Origin of the sequence: Zobellia barbeyronii, assembly GCF_018603515.1 — a bacterium.
Classification (GTDB): domain Bacteria; phylum Bacteroidota; class Bacteroidia; order Flavobacteriales; family Flavobacteriaceae; genus Zobellia; species Zobellia barbeyronii.
The window spans coordinates 690,739-710,060 of the sequence record NZ_JACATN010000002.1 but is presented as its reverse complement, the minus strand read 5'-3'; the positions used below and the strand labels follow the sequence as shown (position 1 = coordinate 710,060).

General features: G+C 38.1%; 10 protein-coding genes. 2 read left to right on the top strand and 8 right to left on the bottom strand.

Annotated elements, in window-relative coordinates; all coding sequences use genetic code 11:
- Positions 1 to 5 precede the first annotated feature (5 nt).
- A complete protein-coding gene (locus HW347_RS07510; protein WP_214611268.1) occupies positions 6 to 2,216 on the bottom strand; it encodes a bifunctional alpha,alpha-trehalose-phosphate synthase (UDP-forming)/trehalose-phosphatase in 2,211 nt (736 codons plus the stop codon).
- 102 nt (positions 2,217 to 2,318) lie between these two features.
- On the opposite strand from HW347_RS07510, the gene HW347_RS07505 reads away from it, so the two are divergent.
- Positions 2,319 to 4,121, top strand: coding sequence for a glycoside hydrolase family 15 protein (locus HW347_RS07505; protein ID WP_155595783.1), 1,803 nt, complete (start codon positions 2,319 to 2,321; stop codon positions 4,119 to 4,121).
- 81 nt (positions 4,122 to 4,202) lie between these two features.
- Here the strand turns inward: HW347_RS07505 and HW347_RS07500 are convergent, their stop codons facing one another.
- The 5 genes from HW347_RS07500 to HW347_RS07480 form a co-directional block, all read right to left on the bottom strand.
- Positions 4,203 to 5,999 carry an acyl-CoA dehydrogenase family protein gene (locus HW347_RS07500; RefSeq protein ID WP_214611267.1) on the bottom strand — a complete coding sequence of 599 codons (1,797 nt, stop codon included), beginning with the start codon at positions 5,997 to 5,999 and terminating at the stop codon, positions 4,203 to 4,205.
- Between the two features lie 30 nt (positions 6,000 to 6,029).
- Positions 6,030 to 7,220 carry an acetyl-CoA C-acyltransferase gene (locus HW347_RS07495; protein ID WP_194549780.1) on the bottom strand — a complete coding sequence of 397 codons (1,191 nt, stop codon included), beginning with the start codon at positions 7,218 to 7,220 and terminating at the stop codon, positions 6,030 to 6,032.
- Positions 7,221 to 7,224: 4 nt separating this feature from the next.
- Positions 7,225 to 9,630: a 3-hydroxyacyl-CoA dehydrogenase/enoyl-CoA hydratase family protein gene (locus HW347_RS07490; protein WP_214611266.1), complete on the bottom strand. Its 2,406-nt coding sequence runs from the start codon at positions 9,628 to 9,630 to the stop codon at positions 7,225 to 7,227.
- A gap of 49 nt (positions 9,631 to 9,679) precedes the next feature.
- A complete protein-coding gene (locus HW347_RS07485) occupies positions 9,680 to 10,135 on the bottom strand; it encodes a MarR family winged helix-turn-helix transcriptional regulator (protein WP_214611265.1) in 456 nt (151 codons plus the stop codon).
- 185 nt (positions 10,136 to 10,320) lie between these two features.
- Positions 10,321 to 12,096 carry an AMP-dependent synthetase/ligase gene (locus tag HW347_RS07480; RefSeq protein WP_214611264.1) on the bottom strand — a complete coding sequence of 592 codons (1,776 nt, stop codon included), beginning with the start codon at positions 12,094 to 12,096 and terminating at the stop codon, positions 10,321 to 10,323.
- 271 nt (positions 12,097 to 12,367) lie between these two features.
- Here HW347_RS07480 and HW347_RS07475 point away from each other — a divergent pair, with 271 nt between their 5' ends.
- Positions 12,368 to 14,941: a DUF6923 family protein gene (locus HW347_RS07475; RefSeq protein WP_214611263.1), complete on the top strand. Its 2,574-nt coding sequence runs from the start codon at positions 12,368 to 12,370 to the stop codon at positions 14,939 to 14,941.
- Between the two features lie 24 nt (positions 14,942 to 14,965).
- Here the strand turns inward: HW347_RS07475 and HW347_RS07470 are convergent, their stop codons facing one another.
- Together HW347_RS07470 and purL are read right to left on the bottom strand one after the other, a co-directional pair.
- Entirely contained in the window at positions 14,966 to 15,418 is a 453-nt protein-coding gene (locus HW347_RS07470; RefSeq protein ID WP_214611262.1) for a GNAT family N-acetyltransferase, read from the bottom strand.
- A gap of 80 nt (positions 15,419 to 15,498) precedes the next feature.
- On the bottom strand, positions 15,499 to 19,182 hold the full coding sequence (gene purL, locus HW347_RS07465) for a phosphoribosylformylglycinamidine synthase (protein WP_214611261.1): 3,684 nt from the start codon (positions 19,180 to 19,182) through the stop codon (positions 15,499 to 15,501).
- Positions 19,183 to 19,322 lie beyond the last annotated feature (140 nt).

The following is a 19,322-nucleotide window of genomic DNA, read 5'->3' as shown; positions in this document are numbered from 1 at the left end:
GTCTATTACAGTTTAGCAAATTTCTGTAAAAGATCTCTAACTTTTAGTGTATTCTCTACGTAAAATCTAGCGGAGGTCTGCTGGCGACCCACTTTTACGGTAACTGTGCTTTCGGGTAGTTCTTGAAACATGAACTCATCAGTCCAATCATCACCAATTGCAAAAACAAAATCATATTCATCTTCGCCAAGTATACGTGTAGAAGCGCGACCTTTGTTTACATTACTGCTCTTAACTTCAACAACTTTATTTCCGTTAAGTAAGCTTAAGTCGTCTGTGCCTATAAGGCTGGTTAACGTTTCAGAAAGTTCCATGGCTCTTTTTTCACCAAAATCTGGATCGGTCTTTCTATAGTGCCAAGCCAAGCTGTAGTTTTTCTCTTCAATAAAACTTCCAGGTGTACGATCAACAAAGGACTCCAATACGGGGCGCACATGCTCCATCCAATCGTTCTTTACGTTTTCTAACATTCTAAAAGGTTCTCCTTCTTGGGAAATCCAAACACCATGTTCAACAATCATGTTGTATTTTTTAGGCAAGAACCATTCGGTAAAAGTGTCTTTATCTCTTCCGCTTATCAAATAAAGAACAGTACCGGGTTGGCTATTTAACTTGTCCAAAAGTTTGTATAATTGTTCATCTGGACTAGCTTTTTGAGGGTCATTGTGAAAACCGGCTAAGGTGCCATCATAATCTAAGAACAGCAATCTCTTTTTAGCTTTTGTATATTTTTCTGATATTGATTCAAAGATTTTATCGGTTAGCTTATGAGAAACATTCGCTGCTTCACGTTCTTTCTGAGATTTTAAGGAAGTCATGAAATCATTTGCCCATTTCTCTACGTTATAGCGCGCTAATCTTTTTTGTAATACTGAATTTCGCGCTTTTTGCTCCTCCACTGGCATATTTATAGCTTCATCCAATGCATCTGCGGTCTGTTCAAAATTATTAGGGTTAACGAGTAATGATTCATTCATTTCGTTCGCAGAACCCGCCATTTCACTTAAAATTAAAACACCGGTCTGATCTGTACGTGTAGCAATGTATTCTTTGGCAACAAGATTCATACCGTCGCGTAACGGCGTAAGCCAAGCAATATCACTAGAAGTATATAAGTCAATGAGGTTTTCAAATGGCATAGAGCGGTAGAAATACCAAATAGGCGTCCAGCTTACGGTTGAAAATTCACCGTTAATTCTACCTACCAATTCATCTATTTCTCTTTTTAATAATTGGTACTGTGGTACGTTAGAACGCGAAGGAACTGCCAATATAATAAGCCTTACCTTTTCTTTGTACTGTGGGTATTTGTTTAAGAAATACTCAAAAGCGTTAAGTCGTTTCGCAATACCTTTACTGTAATCCAAACGGTCTATAGACAAAATGAATTTAGCGTCTGGATCAGTTTCTTGATGTGTATTAAGTCGCTGTTGCAGCTCAGATTGTTCGTTTTTTGATTTATTATAATGAATTTTAGCCGCATCGCTGAATTTCTTGTAATCGATACCCATGGGAAAAGAATCAACTTTAATCACATGGTCGCCCATAGTAATATCGTTGAAACTAACCTCAAGCCCTAACAAACGTCTTACGGAACTAAGAAAGTGTCTTTCATAATCATAAGTGTGGAAACCTATAAGGTCAGAACCAAGTACACCTTCCAATAGCTCTTCACGCCAAGGTAGGGTTCTGAAAATTTCGAATGAAGGAAACGGAATGTGTAAAAAGAAACCTATGGATACATCCGGTCTTTCTTTCCGCACCATCTGTGGTACTAACATAAGTTGGTAATCATGTACCCAAATAGTATCACCATCCTCTGTATTTGCCAAAATAGCATCGGCAAATTTTTGGTTCACCTCTTTATAGGTATTCCAATAATCTAGCTGAAACTCTGAATATTCTAAAAAGTAGTGGAATAAAGGCCAAATGGTTCTATTACTGAATCCGTAGTAAAATCCATCTACTTCCTTTTCGGTAAGCTTTACTTTAGAAGAACCGTGTTCAGCAAGTGCAGCGTCTATTTTAGGCTCCAGTTCTTTTGGAATTTCCTCTTCGGTAAGTCCGCTCCAGCCAATCCAAAGGCTATCGCCACCTGAATGGACGGACTTCATTCCCGTTGCCAGACCACCAACACTTGGTATTGCAGTTATGTCTCCGTTGCTAATTTGTAATTGAACGGGTAGTCTATTTGAGATTATGATAGTTTTGCCCATAAATTGGATATTTTGCGGTGTTTTATATTTAATTTCTCTAAATTTCGTGAAAAAGAAGGGTAATTACAATACGTTACCCTATTGAATCAACAATTTTATTGAATGGATAATTTAGACTACGGAATAATAGGAAATTGCCGAAGTGCAGCGTTAATATCGAAAACTGGGAGCGTAGATTGGTGCTGTTTGCCAGAATTTGATTCGCCATCGGTATTTGCAAAGCTCTTAGATGAGGAAATAGGAGGTAGTTTTGAAGTGTTGGTAGACGATTCATATACTATTGACCAGAAATACGAACCACGTACTTGTATTTTAATAACGAAATTCACTGATGGTGATGATTGTTTTGAAATTCATGATTTTATGCCACGGTACCATAAAGAGGATGGCACGTATGTAGCTCCTCCGGAATTTGTGAGATATATTAAGCTAGTTGCAGGTACTCCTAAATTTAAAGTCGTGTATGACCCTAAGTTGGAATATGCGGCCGGTGAAACAAAAAGCTATATTAAAAGTGATTTTATAGCCAGTCTAACCCATGACGTTAAATTTGATACTGTTTTTCTCTATACCTCTTTTGATAAAGAAGCTGTTCTAGAAGGGAAAGAACTGACCCTTACCGAAGACGGCTTTTTCTTGATGGGTTATAATGAAAAAATTTTTCCAACTACTACAGCTAAGGCCTATCTAGAATTACAAAGCACCAAGGTATATTGGTTAAACTGGTCTACAAAAACACCAACGTACAAGAAGTTCAATGAAGAGATTTCAAGAAGCGCATTGACCTTGAAACTTTTGAGTTACGATAAAACTGGAGCCGTTTTGGCTGCAGCTACCACTTCTTTACCAGAAACCATAGGTGAGGTGAGGAACTGGGATTATCGTTTTTGCTGGATTCGCGATGCCTCTATGGTTATAAAAGTAGTTTCAGAACTTGGTCATAAGAATGTCGCCAGACGTTACTTGAAATTCATTATTGATTTGATTCCTGACAAGGCAGAGAAACTGCAAATCATGTATGGGATCAACAAAGAGAAAAAATTAACCGAAGAAACGTTGGAGCACTTAAGTGGCTACAAAGGTTCAAAACCTGTACGTGTTGGTAATGCCGCTTATCATCAAAAACAAAACGATATCTATGGTATTTTAATGGATGTCATTTATGAACAGATGGTAAAATTTAGTGTAGATATTGAAAACGGTGAAGATTTATGGTCTATTACCAAAGGTATTGTATGGATTGTTGGAAACCATTGGCATGAAGCCGATAAGGGAATTTGGGAGTTCCGTACCGAAGACAGACACTTTACCTTTTCTAAGGTGCTATGTTGGACCGCTATAGATAGAGCGATAAAAGTAGCCGAAATGCTTGGTAAAAAGCATAAAATAGAAAAGTGGAAGCCACTTCGTGAAGAAATCTGGAACGATATTTACGAAAATGCTTGGAACGAAGAAGTAGGGGCTTATACGCAATCTTATGGGTCTAAAGACTTAGATGCTTCTGTTTTACTTATGGAATCTTATGGTTGTGTAAATGCTTCCGATGAGCGCTATAAAAAGACGGTAAGGGCAATTGGTAAAGATTTGAGTAATGACGGTCTTCTATATCGTTATAAGAATGAAGACGATTTTGGACTGCCTTCATCTTCTTTTACAGTCTGTACATTCTGGTATGTAAATAGTCTGTTTAAAATTGGAGAGCACGATAAAGCGCTTGAGCAATTTGAGAAATTATTGAGCTACAGTAACCATTTAGGTCTTTTTAGTGAAGATTTGGATTTTAAAACAAAAAGGTTATTGGGGAATTTCCCGCAAGCCTACTCGCATTTAGCCTTAATTGAATGTGCTGTGAACTTTGCTAAAAAAGAAAGTACAGAAGATATTAAAGAATCTATGCGAAGCTAAAATCTAGCTTACTATGGAACATAAAAAAAGCACCCCAATGGGGTGCTTTTAAGTTATAACAACAAACACTTGAGTTATATACTAATCAAAAGTATATGCATTATCAGCGGCAACTCTGTCCGCGATTTCCGTACGTAGTGCTACTACATTAGGATTGTTCGTGTATTTAGTGAAGCGTTTCAAGCCCATTAGCATCATGCGTTGTTCATCGCCTTCAGCAAAAGAAATAATAGCTTCCTTACCTTTTTGTATAATAGTCTCAGTAGCACTGTATAGATATAGTCTAGACATAGCTATTTGAGTTTTTTGAGAATCTTCACCAGAACGTTTGGCATTTTTCTCGGTTCTTAAGATGGTACTTTCAGCCATATATACTTCAATAAGAATATCTGCTGCAGAAAGCATCAATTGCTGATGATTTTCTAAATCTGGACCATATTTTTGTACGGCACTACCGGCAACCATTAAGAAAACTTTCTTCAATCTCTTTATTAAATCTTTCTCTTCAGCAAAAAGTTCAGAGAAGTCAGGAGTGTCAAAAGAAGGAATTCCCATTAATTCTTCACCAACTGCAGATGCAGGACCTAATAAATCCACATGGCCTTTCATTGCTTTCTTAACAAGCATACCCACTGCGAGCATTCTGTTAATTTCATTAGTACCTTCATAAATACGAGCAATACGAGCATCTCTCCATGCTTTCTCCATAGGAGCATCGGCACTAAAGCCCATTCCACCAAATATCTGAACACCTTCATCAGTTGTGTTTTGAACATCTTCAGAAACAGCAACCTTTAAGATAGAACATTCTATGGCGTATTCCTCAACACCTTTTAATTCAGCTTCTTGATGTGTATTACCTTCCGCTTCACGGATAGCAATACGGTCTTCAATATTTTTGGCAGCACGATAACTAGCAGATTCACCAGCATATGCGTTGGTAGCCATATTTGCGATTTTAGCTTTAATAGCACCAAAATTCATAATTGGTGTCTTAAACTGAATACGCTCATTGGCATATACAACCGCTTCTTTGATGACTCTTCTTTGAGCATCTAAACAAGCTGCAGCTAGTTTAATACGGCCAATATTTAAAGCATTCATGGCTATTTTAAATCCATTGCCACGTTCAGAAAGCATATTTTCAACTGGTACTTTCGTGTCGCTGAAAAATACTTGGCGAGTAGAGGAGGAGTGAATACCTAATTTCTTCTCTTCGTCTCCTAATGTAATACCGTTATCAGGTTTGTTTTCAACAATAAACCCTGTGATATTCTTATCATCCCCAATTCTTGCGAAAACAATGAACATGCTGCAAAACCCAGCATTTGAAATCCACATTTTTTGTCCGGAGATGCTATAATGTTTTCCGTCTTCGGAAAGTACCGCTTTTGTTTTACCAGAATTGGCATCAGAACCTGCACCAGGCTCCGTTAAACAATAAGCGCCAAACCATTCACCAGAAGCTAATTTTGGAACATACTTTTGTTTTTGCTCTTCGGATCCGTACAAAGTAATTGGCATAGTACCAATACCTGTATGTGCACCAAAAGCTGTACTAAATGAACCTGTAGCACCTGAAATATAATCACAAACTAACATGGTAGAAACAAAGCCCATGCCCATTCCGCCATATGATTCAGGAACAGCAACACTTAAAAGTCCAAGCTCACCTGCTTTACGCATACATTCTTCTGTATAAGCGTAATCTTTCTTCTCAAAGCGTTCCCAATGTGCCCATAGTTCGCGATCAACGAATTCTTTGGTACTGTCACGCATCATTTTTTGCTCTTCACTTAAATCTTCTAAAGTGAAGATGTCTTCGCAGTTGGTCTCTTTTACCAAAAACTGACCACCACGTAGAATTTCTTTGCTCATAGTTTTATACTTAATGTTAGTTGTCTTGTATTAGTTCAAAAATTCATATATACCGGCAGCACCCTGTCCTGTACCCACACACATGGTTACCATACCATACTTGCCTTGCATATTTCGTTTTCTCATTTCATCAAAAAGTTGCACGGATAATTTACCACCGGTACAGCCCAATGGGTGACCTAGTGCAATAGCACCTCCGTTTACGTTTACGATATCCTTGTTAAGACCAAGTTCACGTATTACGGCAAGTGATTGCGAAGCAAACGCCTCGTTTAACTCAATTAATTCAATATCATTTTGTTTTAAACCTGCTTGCTTCAAAGCCTTTGGAATGGCTGCAATTGGACCGATACCCATAATTCTTGGAGGCACACCGGCAGCAGCATAGTTCACCATACGAGCAATAGGTTCAAGATTTAATTCTTTTACCATGTCTTCGCTCATAACCATTACGAACGCTGCACCATCACTCATTTGTGATGAGTTACCTGCAGTAACACTTCCGCCAGCAGCAAAAACTGGACGCAATTTGTTTAAAACCTCTATTGAAGTTCCCTTTCTTGGTCCTTCATCTTTATTTACTGTGTACTTTCTAGTGGCTTTCTTTCCATTTTCATCAATGTAAGTTTGCTCTACTTCAATAGGAACAATCTGATCTTGAAAACGGTCTTCTGCCTGAGCCTTTAGAGCTTTCATGTGAGAGTTGTAAGCAAACTCATCTTGATCTTCACGAGATACTTTGTACTCGTTCGCTACTGCTTCGGCGGTGTTTCCCATACCCCAGTAGTAATCTTCATGACCTTCACTTACTAAATCGTAGTTCAATTCAGTTTTATATCCCGTCATTGGTACAGAACTCATACTTTCAGCACCACCAGCTATAATACAATCGGCCATTCCCGACTGAATTTTTGCTGTAGCAATACCAATAGTTTCTATACCTGAAGAACAAAAACGGTTTACCGTAACACCAGGAACGTCAACAATGTCTAATCCCATTAATGAAATCAGCCTAGCCATGTTCAGACCCTGCGATCCTTCTGGCATTGCGTTACCAACGATGACATCATCAATCCGTTTTTTATCAAAATCCGGCAATTCTTTCATCATGTATTCAATGGTCTCCGCGGCGAGCTCATCTGTCCGCTTAAATCTGAAAACACCTTTCGGAGCTTTTCCGACAGCCGTTCTGTATGCTTTAACTATATATGCAGTTTTCATGTGTTTAATTTCTTAAAGGTTTACCTGTCTTTAACATGTGTTGGATACGCTCGAGCGTTTTACGTTCGGTACAAAGCGATAAGAAAGCCTCACGCTCCAAATCCAATAGGTATTGTTCGTTTACCAAAGTAGGCTCCGACAAATCGCCACCAGCCATTACATAGGCCAGTTTGTTTGCAATTTTCTTATCGTGCTCACTTATGTAGTGGCTAGCTTCCATAGAATCCGTACCTACTAAGAACATACCTAAAGCTTGTTTACCAAGAACTTTAATATCTGTTCGTTTAACCGGTTGCGTATACCCAGATTCAGCCATTAGTTTGGCGTGTGCTTTTGCAGTTGCAATCTGACGGTCTTTGTTCACCACCACTATGTCTTTACCATGTTGAAGAATACCTAAATCATAAGCTTCGTAAGCAGAAGTTGAAACTTTGGCCATACCAATTGTCAAGAAATATTCTTGTAAGACATTCAATTCAACATCGTTCTTTTTGAAGGTGTCCTGCGCTCTAACAGCAAACTCTTTTGAGCCACCACCGCCAGGGATAACACCAACACCAAATTCTACAAGACCAATGTAAGTTTCAGCCGCAGCTACTACCATATCCGCATGAAGAGAAAGCTCACATCCGCCACCAAGGGTCATGCCGTGAGGAGCAGAAACAGTTGGAATTGATGAGTAACGCATACGCATCATCGTATCTTGGAACATTTTAATAGCCATATTAAGCTCGTCATATTCTTGCTCAACGGCCATCATGAAAATCATTCCAATATTGGCACCTACGGAGAAATTTGCCGCCTGGTTACCAACAACCAAACCTTGAAAATCTTTCTCGGCAAGGTCAATGGCTTTATTTAAACCGGCGAGTACATCACCACCAATGGTGTTCATTTTTGATTGGAATTCAACATTTAAAATGCCATCACCCAAATCCTCAACTACTACACCGCTATTTTTATAAACCTCTTTGGTCTTTCTAATATTATCTAAAATGATAAAAGCATCTTGACCTGGTATTTTTGCAACGGACTTTTTAGGAATGTCATAGAAATATGTAGACCCTTCTTTTACAGAATAAAACGTTTCGTTTCCAGAAGCTTTCATTTCTTGTACCCAAGCAGCGGCTTCCAAGCCTTCTGCTTTAATAAATTCAAGTCCCTTTTCTAAACCAACTGCATCCCAAATTTGGAAAGGTCCATGTTCCCAGCCAAAACCGGCTTTCATGGCATCGTCAATTTTATAAAGCTCATCTGTTATTTCAGGAATTCTATGCGATACATAGGCGAATAACTGACCGAAACTCTTTCTATAGAACTCTCCGGCTTTATCTTTTCCACCAACTAGTACAGCAAAACGGTCCACCACTTTATCAATGGTCTTGGTAAGCTCTAGTGTGGCGAACTTGGCACTTTTCTTGGCACGATAGTCCATAGTGTCCAAATCCAACGTTAAGATTTCGGTCTTTCCGTCTTTATCTTTCGATTTTTTATAGAACCCTTGGCCAGTTTTACTTCCCAACCATTTACTCTCCATCATCGTATTGATGAAACCAGGTAATTTAAAAAGCTCTATTCTCTCATCATCTTTACAGTTTTCATAAATACCATTGGCAACATGTACCAAAGTATCTAGACCAACTACATCAACAGTTCTGAAGGTGGCTGACTTAGGTCTGCCAATAACAGGGCCGGTAAGTTTATCTACCTCTTCTATAGTCATACCCATATCCTTCACCGTATGAAAAAGACTCTGAATACTGAAAATACCAATACGGTTTCCAATAAACGCAGGAGTGTCTTTAGCAACAACAGAAGTCTTTCCTAAAAACTGTTCTCCGTATCCATTAAGGAAATCAAGAACTTCTTGCGAAGTTTCAGGACCAGGAATTATCTCGAACAATTTTAAGTAACGTGCCGGATTAAAGAAATGCGTTCCGCAGAAATGCTTCTGAAAATCATCACTTCGGCCTTCTGACATAAACTTAATAGGAATACCAGAGGTATTAGACGTAATCAAGGTACCAGGCTTTCTGTGTTTTTCGATAGTTTCGAAAACCATTTTCTTGATATCAAGACGTTCTACCACAACCTCAATAATCCAATCTACTTTACTAATTTTTGCAATATCGTCCTCTAGGTTACCCGTAGAGATCCGCGATGCAAATTTTTGATGGTAGATAGGTGAAGGTTTAGATTTCAAAGCTGCTGTTAATGAGTCGTTTACCAACCTGTTACGCACTACCTTATCTTCTAGTGTCAATCCTTTTGCTTTCTCTTTATCGCTCAATTCTCTTGGAACGATATCGAGCAACAACACTTCTACTCCGATATTTGCGAAATGGCAAGCAATGCCGCTACCCATAATTCCGGATCCAATGACTGCTACTTTTTTAATATGCTTGTTCACGATGTAGTTATTGGGTTATTAATTAATCTGTTTTAGAATTAAGACTATCTTAATCGTTCATCAGATTGTCATTATTGTAAATGTTTTTTTCTGTAATAAGCTCATTTATGGTTTCCATAACCTCAAAAAAGCTGTTGATTTTATCCTCGGAAATATTATTTTTAACCGATTCGTCAAACCGCAAGACCACATTTTTTGAATCGTTTCTTTTCTCTAATCCAAATTCCGTCAGGTAGATTAGTACGCCGCGCCCATCTTTGGGGTTTGGTTTACGCTCAATAAGTCCTTGCTCTTCCATCCTCTTAAGAATACGCGATAAGCTTGTTGCTTCCATACCCATCTTAGGCCCTAAAGCGGTAGAAGGTGTGCCGGTCTTAGGGTCAACACTCAACAGTGTAAATCCTACGGCCATGGTTGAATCAAACTTTTTAGCCTCTTCGTTGTACATCCGCGCTACTGCCTGCCATGTGGCACGCAATGCGTAGTCTATTGTAATATCTTTCATACATAAGGTGGGTTGACGGTTATCAAATATACAAAAAATATATTATGCATGCATAATATATTTTTGAATTTTTAAACCAGAAGAGCAACGCTAATATGAAGATTTTACTTTATTCGTAAGGGGTGAGGGCTTTCGTTAGGAAAGGAATAAATTTTTGTTAAAATCTAGATGTTGGATTTTCGGCATTAAGAACGCCCATAAATGTCTTCATAGAGATCCATATATTTAGCTTTGATAATCTTCCGACGAAGTTTTAGGGTAGGAGTAAGGTGACCTTCGCTTATATTCCATACATCTGGTGTTAAACGAAATTGTTTTACTTTCTCCCATTTGGCGAATTTTTCATTTGCCTCATCAACTTCTTGTTGGTAACGAGCTAAAACTTGTTCGTTTTTAATGATGTCTGAATTCTCAGGTATCGTAATATTGTGCAATTTAGCCCACTCGTGTAAAAAGTCAAAGTCTGGTTGAATAAGGGCTGCTGGCATTTTTTCGCCTTCACCTACAACCATAATTTGTTCTATAAAACGAGATTGCTTAAAACGATTCTCCAATAATTGAGGAGCAACATACTTACCTCCAGAGGTTTTGAACATTTCTTTCTTACGGTCTGTGATTTTCAAAAAGCCATCACTATCTAACTCACCAATATCTCCTGTATGGAAATAACCATCTATGATAACCTCTGCGGTTTTCTGTGGATCTTTATAATAGCCTAGCATTACTTGAGGACCTTTTATGCAAATCTCACCATCGGCAGCAATCTTTACTTCGGTTCGGTTTATTGGCTTACCAACGGTTCCAATACGGAAACCTCCATTACGCATATCATTTACAGAAATAACTGGCGATGTTTCCGAAAGGCCATAACCTTCCATCAGTCCAAATTCGGCAGCGTTAAAAATACGTGCAAGCCGGTGTTGTAATGCTGCGCTTCCAGAAGCAATGATACCTAGGTTTCCGCCAAGACCTTCTTTCCATTTACTAAAAATAAGTTTTCTGGCTATAGCTAGTTGTTGTTCGTACCACCATCCATTTTTACCATAAGGCTCATATCTAAGACCTAAGTCCACCGCCCAGAAAAACAATTTTCTTTTAATACCCGTTAGCTCAGTGCCCTTAGCATATATCTTGTCGTATACTTTTTCTAAAAGCCTTGGCACGGCTGTCATTACATGCGGTTGTATTTCTTTTAGATTTTCGGAAATTACATCAAGAGATTCAGCATAGTAGATAGAAACACCTCTATACTGGTAGAGATAAATCAACATACGTTCGTAAACATGACATAGTGGTAAAAAACTTAATGCCTTGGCCTTGCCGTCTTCTATAGGAAAACGACTAGAACTTTCAATAGCATTACTTACTAGGTTGTCATGAGATAACATAACACCCTTAGGTCTTCCTGTTGTTCCGGAAGTATAAATTAAGGTAGCGAGATCATCCGCTTTAACCGAATCTTTTAATTTCTCTACTTCTTCTTGGTTTGAAGCATCTGCACCAAGCTCAAGAACTTTATTCCAACTATCGCAATCGCTAATCTCATCAAAAGAGTAGACATGTTCCAAGCTTGGAATTTGATCTCTAACAGAACTTACCTTTTGGTATACTTCTCCGCAAGAAACAAAACAGTATTTAGCTTCTGAGTGGTTCAATACATAGGCATAATCTTCTTCTGAAACTGTAGGGTAAACAGGAACGTTTTGAGCGCCTAGTTGTAGAATACCAACATCCATGATATTCCATTCCGTACGGTTTGTTAGAGAAATCACCGCAATTTTGTCGTTAGGTTTTACCCCCATTCGGAGTAACGCACGACTAATTGTATTTGCTTGGTCTATGTATTCTTGAGTGGATAAAGAAACCCACTTACCGCCCTTTTTTGAGATAAGTGATTTTTCTAAATTATATTTCTCCAACTGATAGTAGGGGAAGTCAAAAAGTCGGGTAATATCTTGCATATTTTGTATCTAAATGGTCCTCGCAAATTACGAAAGAACACGGAAGTTTAAAATGAGTTTCACAAAATTAGCATCAATTTTATGAGAAATCACTATTTCACCTACTAGTAACGCACATCTTGACTGATAATTTTGTAAGACAGCAATAAAAAGAAAATGAAATAGTTATATATTTTTACATAGCATTAAGGTAAGAAAAAACTTATACACTAAAAATAATTCTTACATATCCCAAATTTTACCCATAAAGTATGCCCTAAAACTACTTATCATGAAATTCTTTTTACAAAAAATGACCTATCTGATATTATTATCGGGTATAATGGGTCAATCTCAATCAACTCCGTTTGCTTGTGATTTTAATGCTTACTTGTTTCAATATAATGATATTTATGCACTAGACCTAGCTTCAGGCAGTTCATATTTAGTATCGGAAAATATTACTCCTGGTAATGTAAATGCCGTAGCTTATAATACAACGGACGGTTATATTTGGGGTTATTTATCAACTCCGTCTCAATCTATTGTTCGTATAGGAAAGGATTTTACAGTAGAGCAGCATACTATTCCGGAACTACCATCCGGTAATAAATACGTTGGAGATATTTCAACAGATGGTATCTATTACTTTAAAGCCGGAGGCGCTTCTTATTATAAAATTGATTTAAATCCCGAATCTGAAACATACCTTGAATATTTAGGACAGTTCTCCTTGAGCCAAAGCCTGTCAATAGCTGACTGGGCTTTTAATGCTAAGGATAATAAGCTGTATACAGTAGAACGAGGAACCAACGTTCTTTATAGAATTTCTGCTGAAACAGGAGTAGTGGAATCATTGGGTGAAGTACCTATTTTAGAAGGGTTGAACTACACATTTGGTGCTGTTTATTTTGATGTAGATGGTAATTTTTATATTTCGGCCAATCAAACCGGTGCGGTCTATAAAATAGATAGCGTTCAGGATATAAGCCTTGGCGTAATGAAATCCAATATTTTTGCTTTTGGTCCTGCTGCATCTAGTAATGATGGAGCAAGATGTCCTACTGCACCTGTGCCTCAAGAAGATTGTATTAATGGAGTAGATGATGATGGAGATGGGCTTGTAGATTGTGATGATCCTTCATGTTCTGGTGTGGCTTCTTGCCCAACAATCAGCCTTACCTCAGGAGCTAATGATGGTGGTTTAGAGAGTAATGACAGGTTATCCTCACTTATCGGAGAGCGGAATTACAACCGGGCTAGGACTAATTATAAGTTTGATAAACTAACGGCCAAAAAGGTGATGAAAGGCGCTACTTATGCCAAGACGGGAAAATTTTCACCAGATGCTATTCCTTTAAAGCAATTAGTTCCTTTAGATGTGATTGGTGAAAGCAGTACTATAGAATCTTCTCCGGCCGATCTCTTAGATCTTACCAATGCTTCTGATATATACTCGGTAGATTATTTAAGGAAGGATGATAACATAGGCGCGTTAATGGTTATTAAGACTGATAATAAAGTTTATGAACATAGTAAGTTTATATGCGATAGATTTCTTGGTGCTCAGCTATTATCTGTATCTAATATACAGCTGCGAGAGAAAGATTTTATAAAATCCATTATTAAACAGCCAGACGGAAATACAGAATTTGCATTAACCTTTTCTGCACGATTAGATGCTAACGACGAGTTTGTTGTAGAATCGCATTGGAATATTGATGCTTATGAAGATAATGCGGCCTATTATAATTTTCAGATATGGTCTAATACCGTAGATGATTTGCTTTTGCTGGCAGATGAGATTTTGAACCTCTTAGAAGTGAATAGTCCAATTTCTGAATTTAAGGGTTCTACACCACCTCCAGTTTTTGTAAAATCGGCTAAGTATGCCAAAGGAGAAGTCATCCTTAATTTGGTAAATAATAATAAGACAGAGAAAATACAACTAGAAGGCGGTCTTAAAAAGACAGAAACCAGCGAGACGGAGAGCATGACTTTAGCAGCACCTATAGATGGTTACTTAGATTCCGTTGCTTTAAGCACGGGGAATATTTTCGATTTTGGTTTTAGAGTGAGTATTGCCAATGGTACTCCGGATGACCTTTTTGTAGCCGATGCGCCATGGGGATTAGATGGCTCATCAGATGGTACCACGGTAGATAATTATGAAGTGATGCCCGTTCAAATGCCCTATATGGAAGATGGCTACCCTGTTGAACGAAATGTTGAGTTGAGCGGAAAAACATCAAGCTATATTGGAGTGTATCGCGCACTGAGTCCACGGTTTACACCAGTAAATTTATCGGATTACGGAAAACTGACTTTTGAGGCTAGTGGAACAGGAGTTTTAGAAGTAAAATTATTAAAGGGCGATGGAGAATCATACACAGCAAAAGTCAATTTAACTTCCGAGACTAATACCTTTAATTTATTAGACGCAGATTTCAAAAGTTCAACGAATGTAACAACTGATTTCGCCAGCTTAAAAGTCATCAATTTTAATTTATTATCTGAAGATGGTAGTGTTGAGGAAAAGCAAATGAGCTTATCCAATGTTTCTTTCAACAATAATGAAGATAATAAGATTTTTATTTCCGAAGACACTTCAGAATCAGTGGTATATCCCAATCCTATGCAATCTGAATCTAGTCTTTATTTTTACGAAGAAAGCGCAGGTACTTATACTTTTGAGCTGTTCAATATGGCTGGTAAAAAAATCTCATCTCATGATATGAATGGCGATACAAAAGAAGGTCAAAATATGATTTCAGTACAACGGAAAAATTTAAATTCTGGGCTTTATTTCTATAAAATTACAAGTAGTAATGATAAAGTATGGAGTAGTAAGTTAATGGTTAAATAACTAGTTTTAAGCTTATCAGCGGAGTTAAAGATGCAATTTCATTCCCTCGTGGCTAGCTGTAAAACCTAGCTTTTCATAAAACTTTAGCGCATCGGGTCGCTTTTTATCCGTGGTGAGTTGTACAACGTGTGCGCCTTTTTGTTTCGCACGTTGTATGGCCCATTTAAATAATTGTTGTCCTATTCCCTTACTGCGATAGTCCTCATGTACCCGTACGGCTTCTATTTGAGCACGAACACCGCCTTGGTATGTTAAGTAGGGAATGAATGATAGTTGCATAGTGCCAATTATTTGTTCAGTCTCATTCTCAAAAACTATTAGTTCTTGGTTTTGATCTTCGTTTATAGCTTTAAAAGCATCGTAATATTTTTGGGGTAGCGGTTCTTTATAGTTCTCTCGTAGCTTGCCCAGTTTGTCATTTGCCAATAACGCTACAATTGCGGAAATATCACTTTCCTTTGCTTTTCGGATTTTCATATCAAACTAAATTATAAAAAAACAGCGTGCACATTTAAGTACACGCTGTTTTAAAATTTGAATACGTATGTTTCTTTAGACTATTTAGTCGCCAAAATCCATTTTTTAGCATTTACAAAAGCCTCTAACCATGGAGATACTACATCATTAGCACCTTCTGGATAATATGCCCAGTTCCAAGGGAAAATAGAACGTTCAATATGTGGCATGGTTACCAAATGGCGACCTGTGGTATCACAAAGCATAGCTGTGTTAAAGTCACTACCGTTAGGGTTGGCTGGGTAGCCTTCATAACCGTATTTGGCAACAACACCGTATTGGTCTTCGTTATGTGGAAGACTAAACTTGCCTTCGCCATGAGAAATCCAAACACCTAAAGTGGTTCCTGCTAAACTTGAAAGCATAACCGAGTTGTTTTCTTGAATTTTAACCGATGTAAAATTACTCTCATGTTTATGAGAATCGTTATAAGTTAACCTACCGTGAGTTTCGTGCTCAGGGTTGATAAGGTCTAACTCCATGAACAACTGGCAACCGTTACATATCCCAATGGATAATGTATCAGGTCTTGCAAAGAAGTTTTTAAGAGCGGTATTAGCCTTTTCATTGTATTTAAAAGCTCCTGCCCAACCTTTGGCACTTCCTAAAACATCTGAGTTAGAAAATCCACCTACGGCACCAATAAACTGAATATCTTCAAGGGTTTCACGACCAGAAATTAAATCGGTCATGTGAACGTCCTTTACATCAAAACCAGCTAAGTACATGGCATTTGCCATTTCTCGTTCAGAATTGCTTCCTTTCTCACGAAGGATAGCTGCTTTTGGTCGTTTTCCAGTACTTGTCGGAACAGTTGTTAAATCAACGTTTTCAGGAAATTTGTACTGAAGTGGTTGATTTTTATAATTCTCAAAGCGGTCTTTAGCTAAGTTTTTAGCTGTTTGCTTGTTGTCTAGTAAATAGGAAGTTTTGAACCATGTATCTCTTAAAGAGTCAATGTTCAAGCCCATTTCCATTCCTCCATTTTTAATTTTCAGAACGGTTCCAGAAACTACGTTTCCTATTTTCTTGACATCTATGTTGAGGTCAGCTAATTTTTCCTCTATAGAATCATTTTTCGCTTGAAAAACAATTCCCGAGTTTTCTGAGAAAAGTAATTTTATCGTGTCCTCTTCACCTAAACTAGATAAATCTAATTCTGCGGATAAATTGGTGTCGGCAAAGCATAGTTCTAATAAAGTAGTAATCAATCCACCAGAAGCAATATCATGACCAGCAACAATTTCATTTTCTTTAATCAGGTTTTGAATAGCGTTGAAAACTGTTTTAAAGTAGGCTGCATCTTTAATGGTTGGTGTTTCAGTACCTATGGCATTACGAACCTGAGCAAAAGAAGAACCTCCTAATTTATAAGAATCTTTTGATAGGTTGATGTAGTAGATAGAACCACTATTTTTCTTTAATACAGGCTCTACTACCTTAGTAATATCGTCACAATTTCCAGCAGCTGATATAACCACTGTACCTGGTGCGATAACGTCGCCATCTTTATATTTTTGTTTCATTGAAAGCGAATCCTTTCCCGTAGGTACATTAATACCTAAAGCAATGGAAAAGTCAGATACCGCTTCAACAGCTTCGTATAAACGGGCATCTTCACCTTCATTTTTACAAGGCCACATCCAGTTGGCAGAAAGCGAAATGGATTTTAAATTTTCTTTTAATGGAGCCCAAATAATATTGGTTAAAGATTCAGCAATACTGTTCAAGCTACCTGCAGCTGGGTCAATTAATCCGGAAATAGGAGAGTGGCCAATACTAGTGGCAATACCTTCTTTTCCTTTGAAATCTAAAGCCATAACGCCGCAATTGTTCAACGGAAGTTGCAATGGTCCGGCACATTGTTGTTTGGCAACACGGCCACCAACACAACGGTCAACTTTGTTCGTTAGCCAATCTTTACAGGCAACAGCTTCAAGTTGTAGCAACTGTTCTAGGTAATCATGGAAAAATTCTAACGAATATTCAGGATTGCTATACGTTCTTTGAACCGTACTATCGGTCATTATAGTTTTAGGAGAACTACCGAACATATCTTCCAAATTCAAATCCATAGGTTTTTCACCTGTGGTAGCTGATTCAAAAGTAAATTTATGGTCGCCAGTTACATCTCCTACTTCATACATTGGTGACCGTTCACGATCAGCAATACGATGTAGTAAATCAATATCTTCTTTACCGATAACCAAGCCCATACGTTCTTGAGACTCGTTACCTATTATTTCTTTAGCCGATAGGGTAGGGTCACCCACCGGAAGTTTATCTAAATCTATTTTTCCCCCAGTATCTTCTACCAATTCTGAAAGACAGTTCAAATGTCCACCAGCACCATGATCGTGAATTGAGACAATTGGGTTTACATCATTTTCTACCATACCTCTGATAGCATTTGATGCTCTTTTCTGCATTTCTGGGTTGGAGCGTTGTATAGCGTTCAGCTCTATTGCAGAACTAAATGCACCAGTATCAGCACTAGAAACGGCTGCACCGCCCATACCAATACGGTAGTTATCACCACCTAGGATAACAATTTTATCACCATTTCTAGGCGTATCTTTTAAAGCTTGTTCTGCTTTTCCGTAGCCAATACCACCGGCTTGCATAATCACCTTATCGAAACCTAGTTTTCTTGTATTCTTTTCGCTACTATCTTTAGACTCGTCATGTTCAAAAGTCAATACGGAACCAGTAATAAGAGGCTGCCCAAACTTGTTTCCAAAGTCTGAAGCACCGTTAGAGGCCTTTATAAGAATGTCCATTGGAGTTTGGTACAACCATTCTCTCGCTGGGAATGCTTTTTCCCATTCTCTGTCTTCTTCCAAACGAGAATAGGCAGTCATATAAACAGCAGTTCCTGCCAATGGTAATGAACCTTTTCCACCTGCCAAACGGTCACGAATTTCTCCACCGGAACCTGTAGCAGCACCGTTAAAAGGCTCTACGGTAGTAGGGAAATTGTGTGTTTCTGCTTTTATAGAAATAACTGAATTATACTCCGTTTCTTGGTAAAAATCGGGTTTATCGGCACTTTTTGGTGCAAATTGGGTCACTTTTGGCCCTTTTACGAAAGCCACGTTATCTTTGTATGCCGAAACAATATCATTAGGAAACTCTTGCGATGTTTTCTTGATAAGCTTAAAAAGCGAAGATGGTTTTTCTACGCCATCGATAACAAAAGTACCGTTGAATATTTTATGACGACAGTGTTCTGAGTTTACTTGGCTAAAACCAAAAACTTCAGAATCAGTCAATTTTCTGCCTAATTTCTTTGCGAGGTTCTCTAAATAGGTAACCTCTTCGTCGTTTAAGGCTAAACCTTCTTTTTTGTTGTATTCGCCAATGTTTTCTATTTCTAGAACTGCTTCAGGGGCAACATCAATCTGAAAAATAGACTGCGATAGTCCGTTAAATTTTTCAGAAAGCATCGGGTCAAAATCGGTAAAGTTTTCGCTTGACGCTGTAAACTCTTCAATTCTAATTATGCCCTCTATGCCCATATTCTGGGTAATCTCAGTAGCATTCGTGCTCCAAGGCGTTATCATTGCTGCCCTTGGGCCAACAAAAAAGGCGTCTATAGACGCCGTATTTATTTTTGGTAGGTTGCCGAACAACCAGATAAGTTTATTATTGTTTTCTTGCGAAAGTTCTTCAACCGTTTGAACGGCAAAGACTTTAGTGGCTACATCCCCGAAGTAGTGAATCATTTAGCTTGTAAATTGATAGGTTTGAGAAAACGCAAATTTAGCTTTTAAAAGGCTCTTTTTAAAGTAGTATCGTAAAATTTTCTAACTAAAAGTTAACAGGTTGTTGATTACTTTGTATACCCGGTTACTCTTCTACTTAA

Excerpts from the sequence above, each read along its gene's own strand:
- HW347_RS07510 (WP_214611268.1), bottom strand. The coding sequence starts at position 2,216 with ATGGGCAAAACTATCATAATCTCAAATAGACTACCCGTTCAATTACAA.
- HW347_RS07505 (WP_155595783.1), top strand. The coding sequence starts at position 2,319 with ATGGATAATTTAGACTACGGAATAATAGGAAATTGCCGAAGTGCAGCG.
- HW347_RS07500 (WP_214611267.1), bottom strand. The coding sequence starts at position 5,999 with ATGAGCAAAGAAATTCTACGTGGTGGTCAGTTTTTGGTAAAAGAGACC.
- HW347_RS07495 (WP_194549780.1), bottom strand. The coding sequence starts at position 7,220 with ATGAAAACTGCATATATAGTTAAAGCATACAGAACGGCTGTCGGAAAA.
- HW347_RS07485 (WP_214611265.1), bottom strand. The coding sequence starts at position 10,135 with ATGAAAGATATTACAATAGACTACGCATTGCGTGCCACATGGCAGGCA.
- HW347_RS07480 (WP_214611264.1), bottom strand. The coding sequence starts at position 12,096 with ATGCAAGATATTACCCGACTTTTTGACTTCCCCTACTATCAGTTGGAG.
- HW347_RS07475 (WP_214611263.1), top strand. The coding sequence starts at position 12,368 with ATGAAATTCTTTTTACAAAAAATGACCTATCTGATATTATTATCGGGT.
- HW347_RS07470 (WP_214611262.1), bottom strand. The coding sequence starts at position 15,418 with ATGAAAATCCGAAAAGCAAAGGAAAGTGATATTTCCGCAATTGTAGCG.
- purL (WP_214611261.1), bottom strand. The coding sequence starts at position 19,182 with ATGATTCACTACTTCGGGGATGTAGCCACTAAAGTCTTTGCCGTTCAA.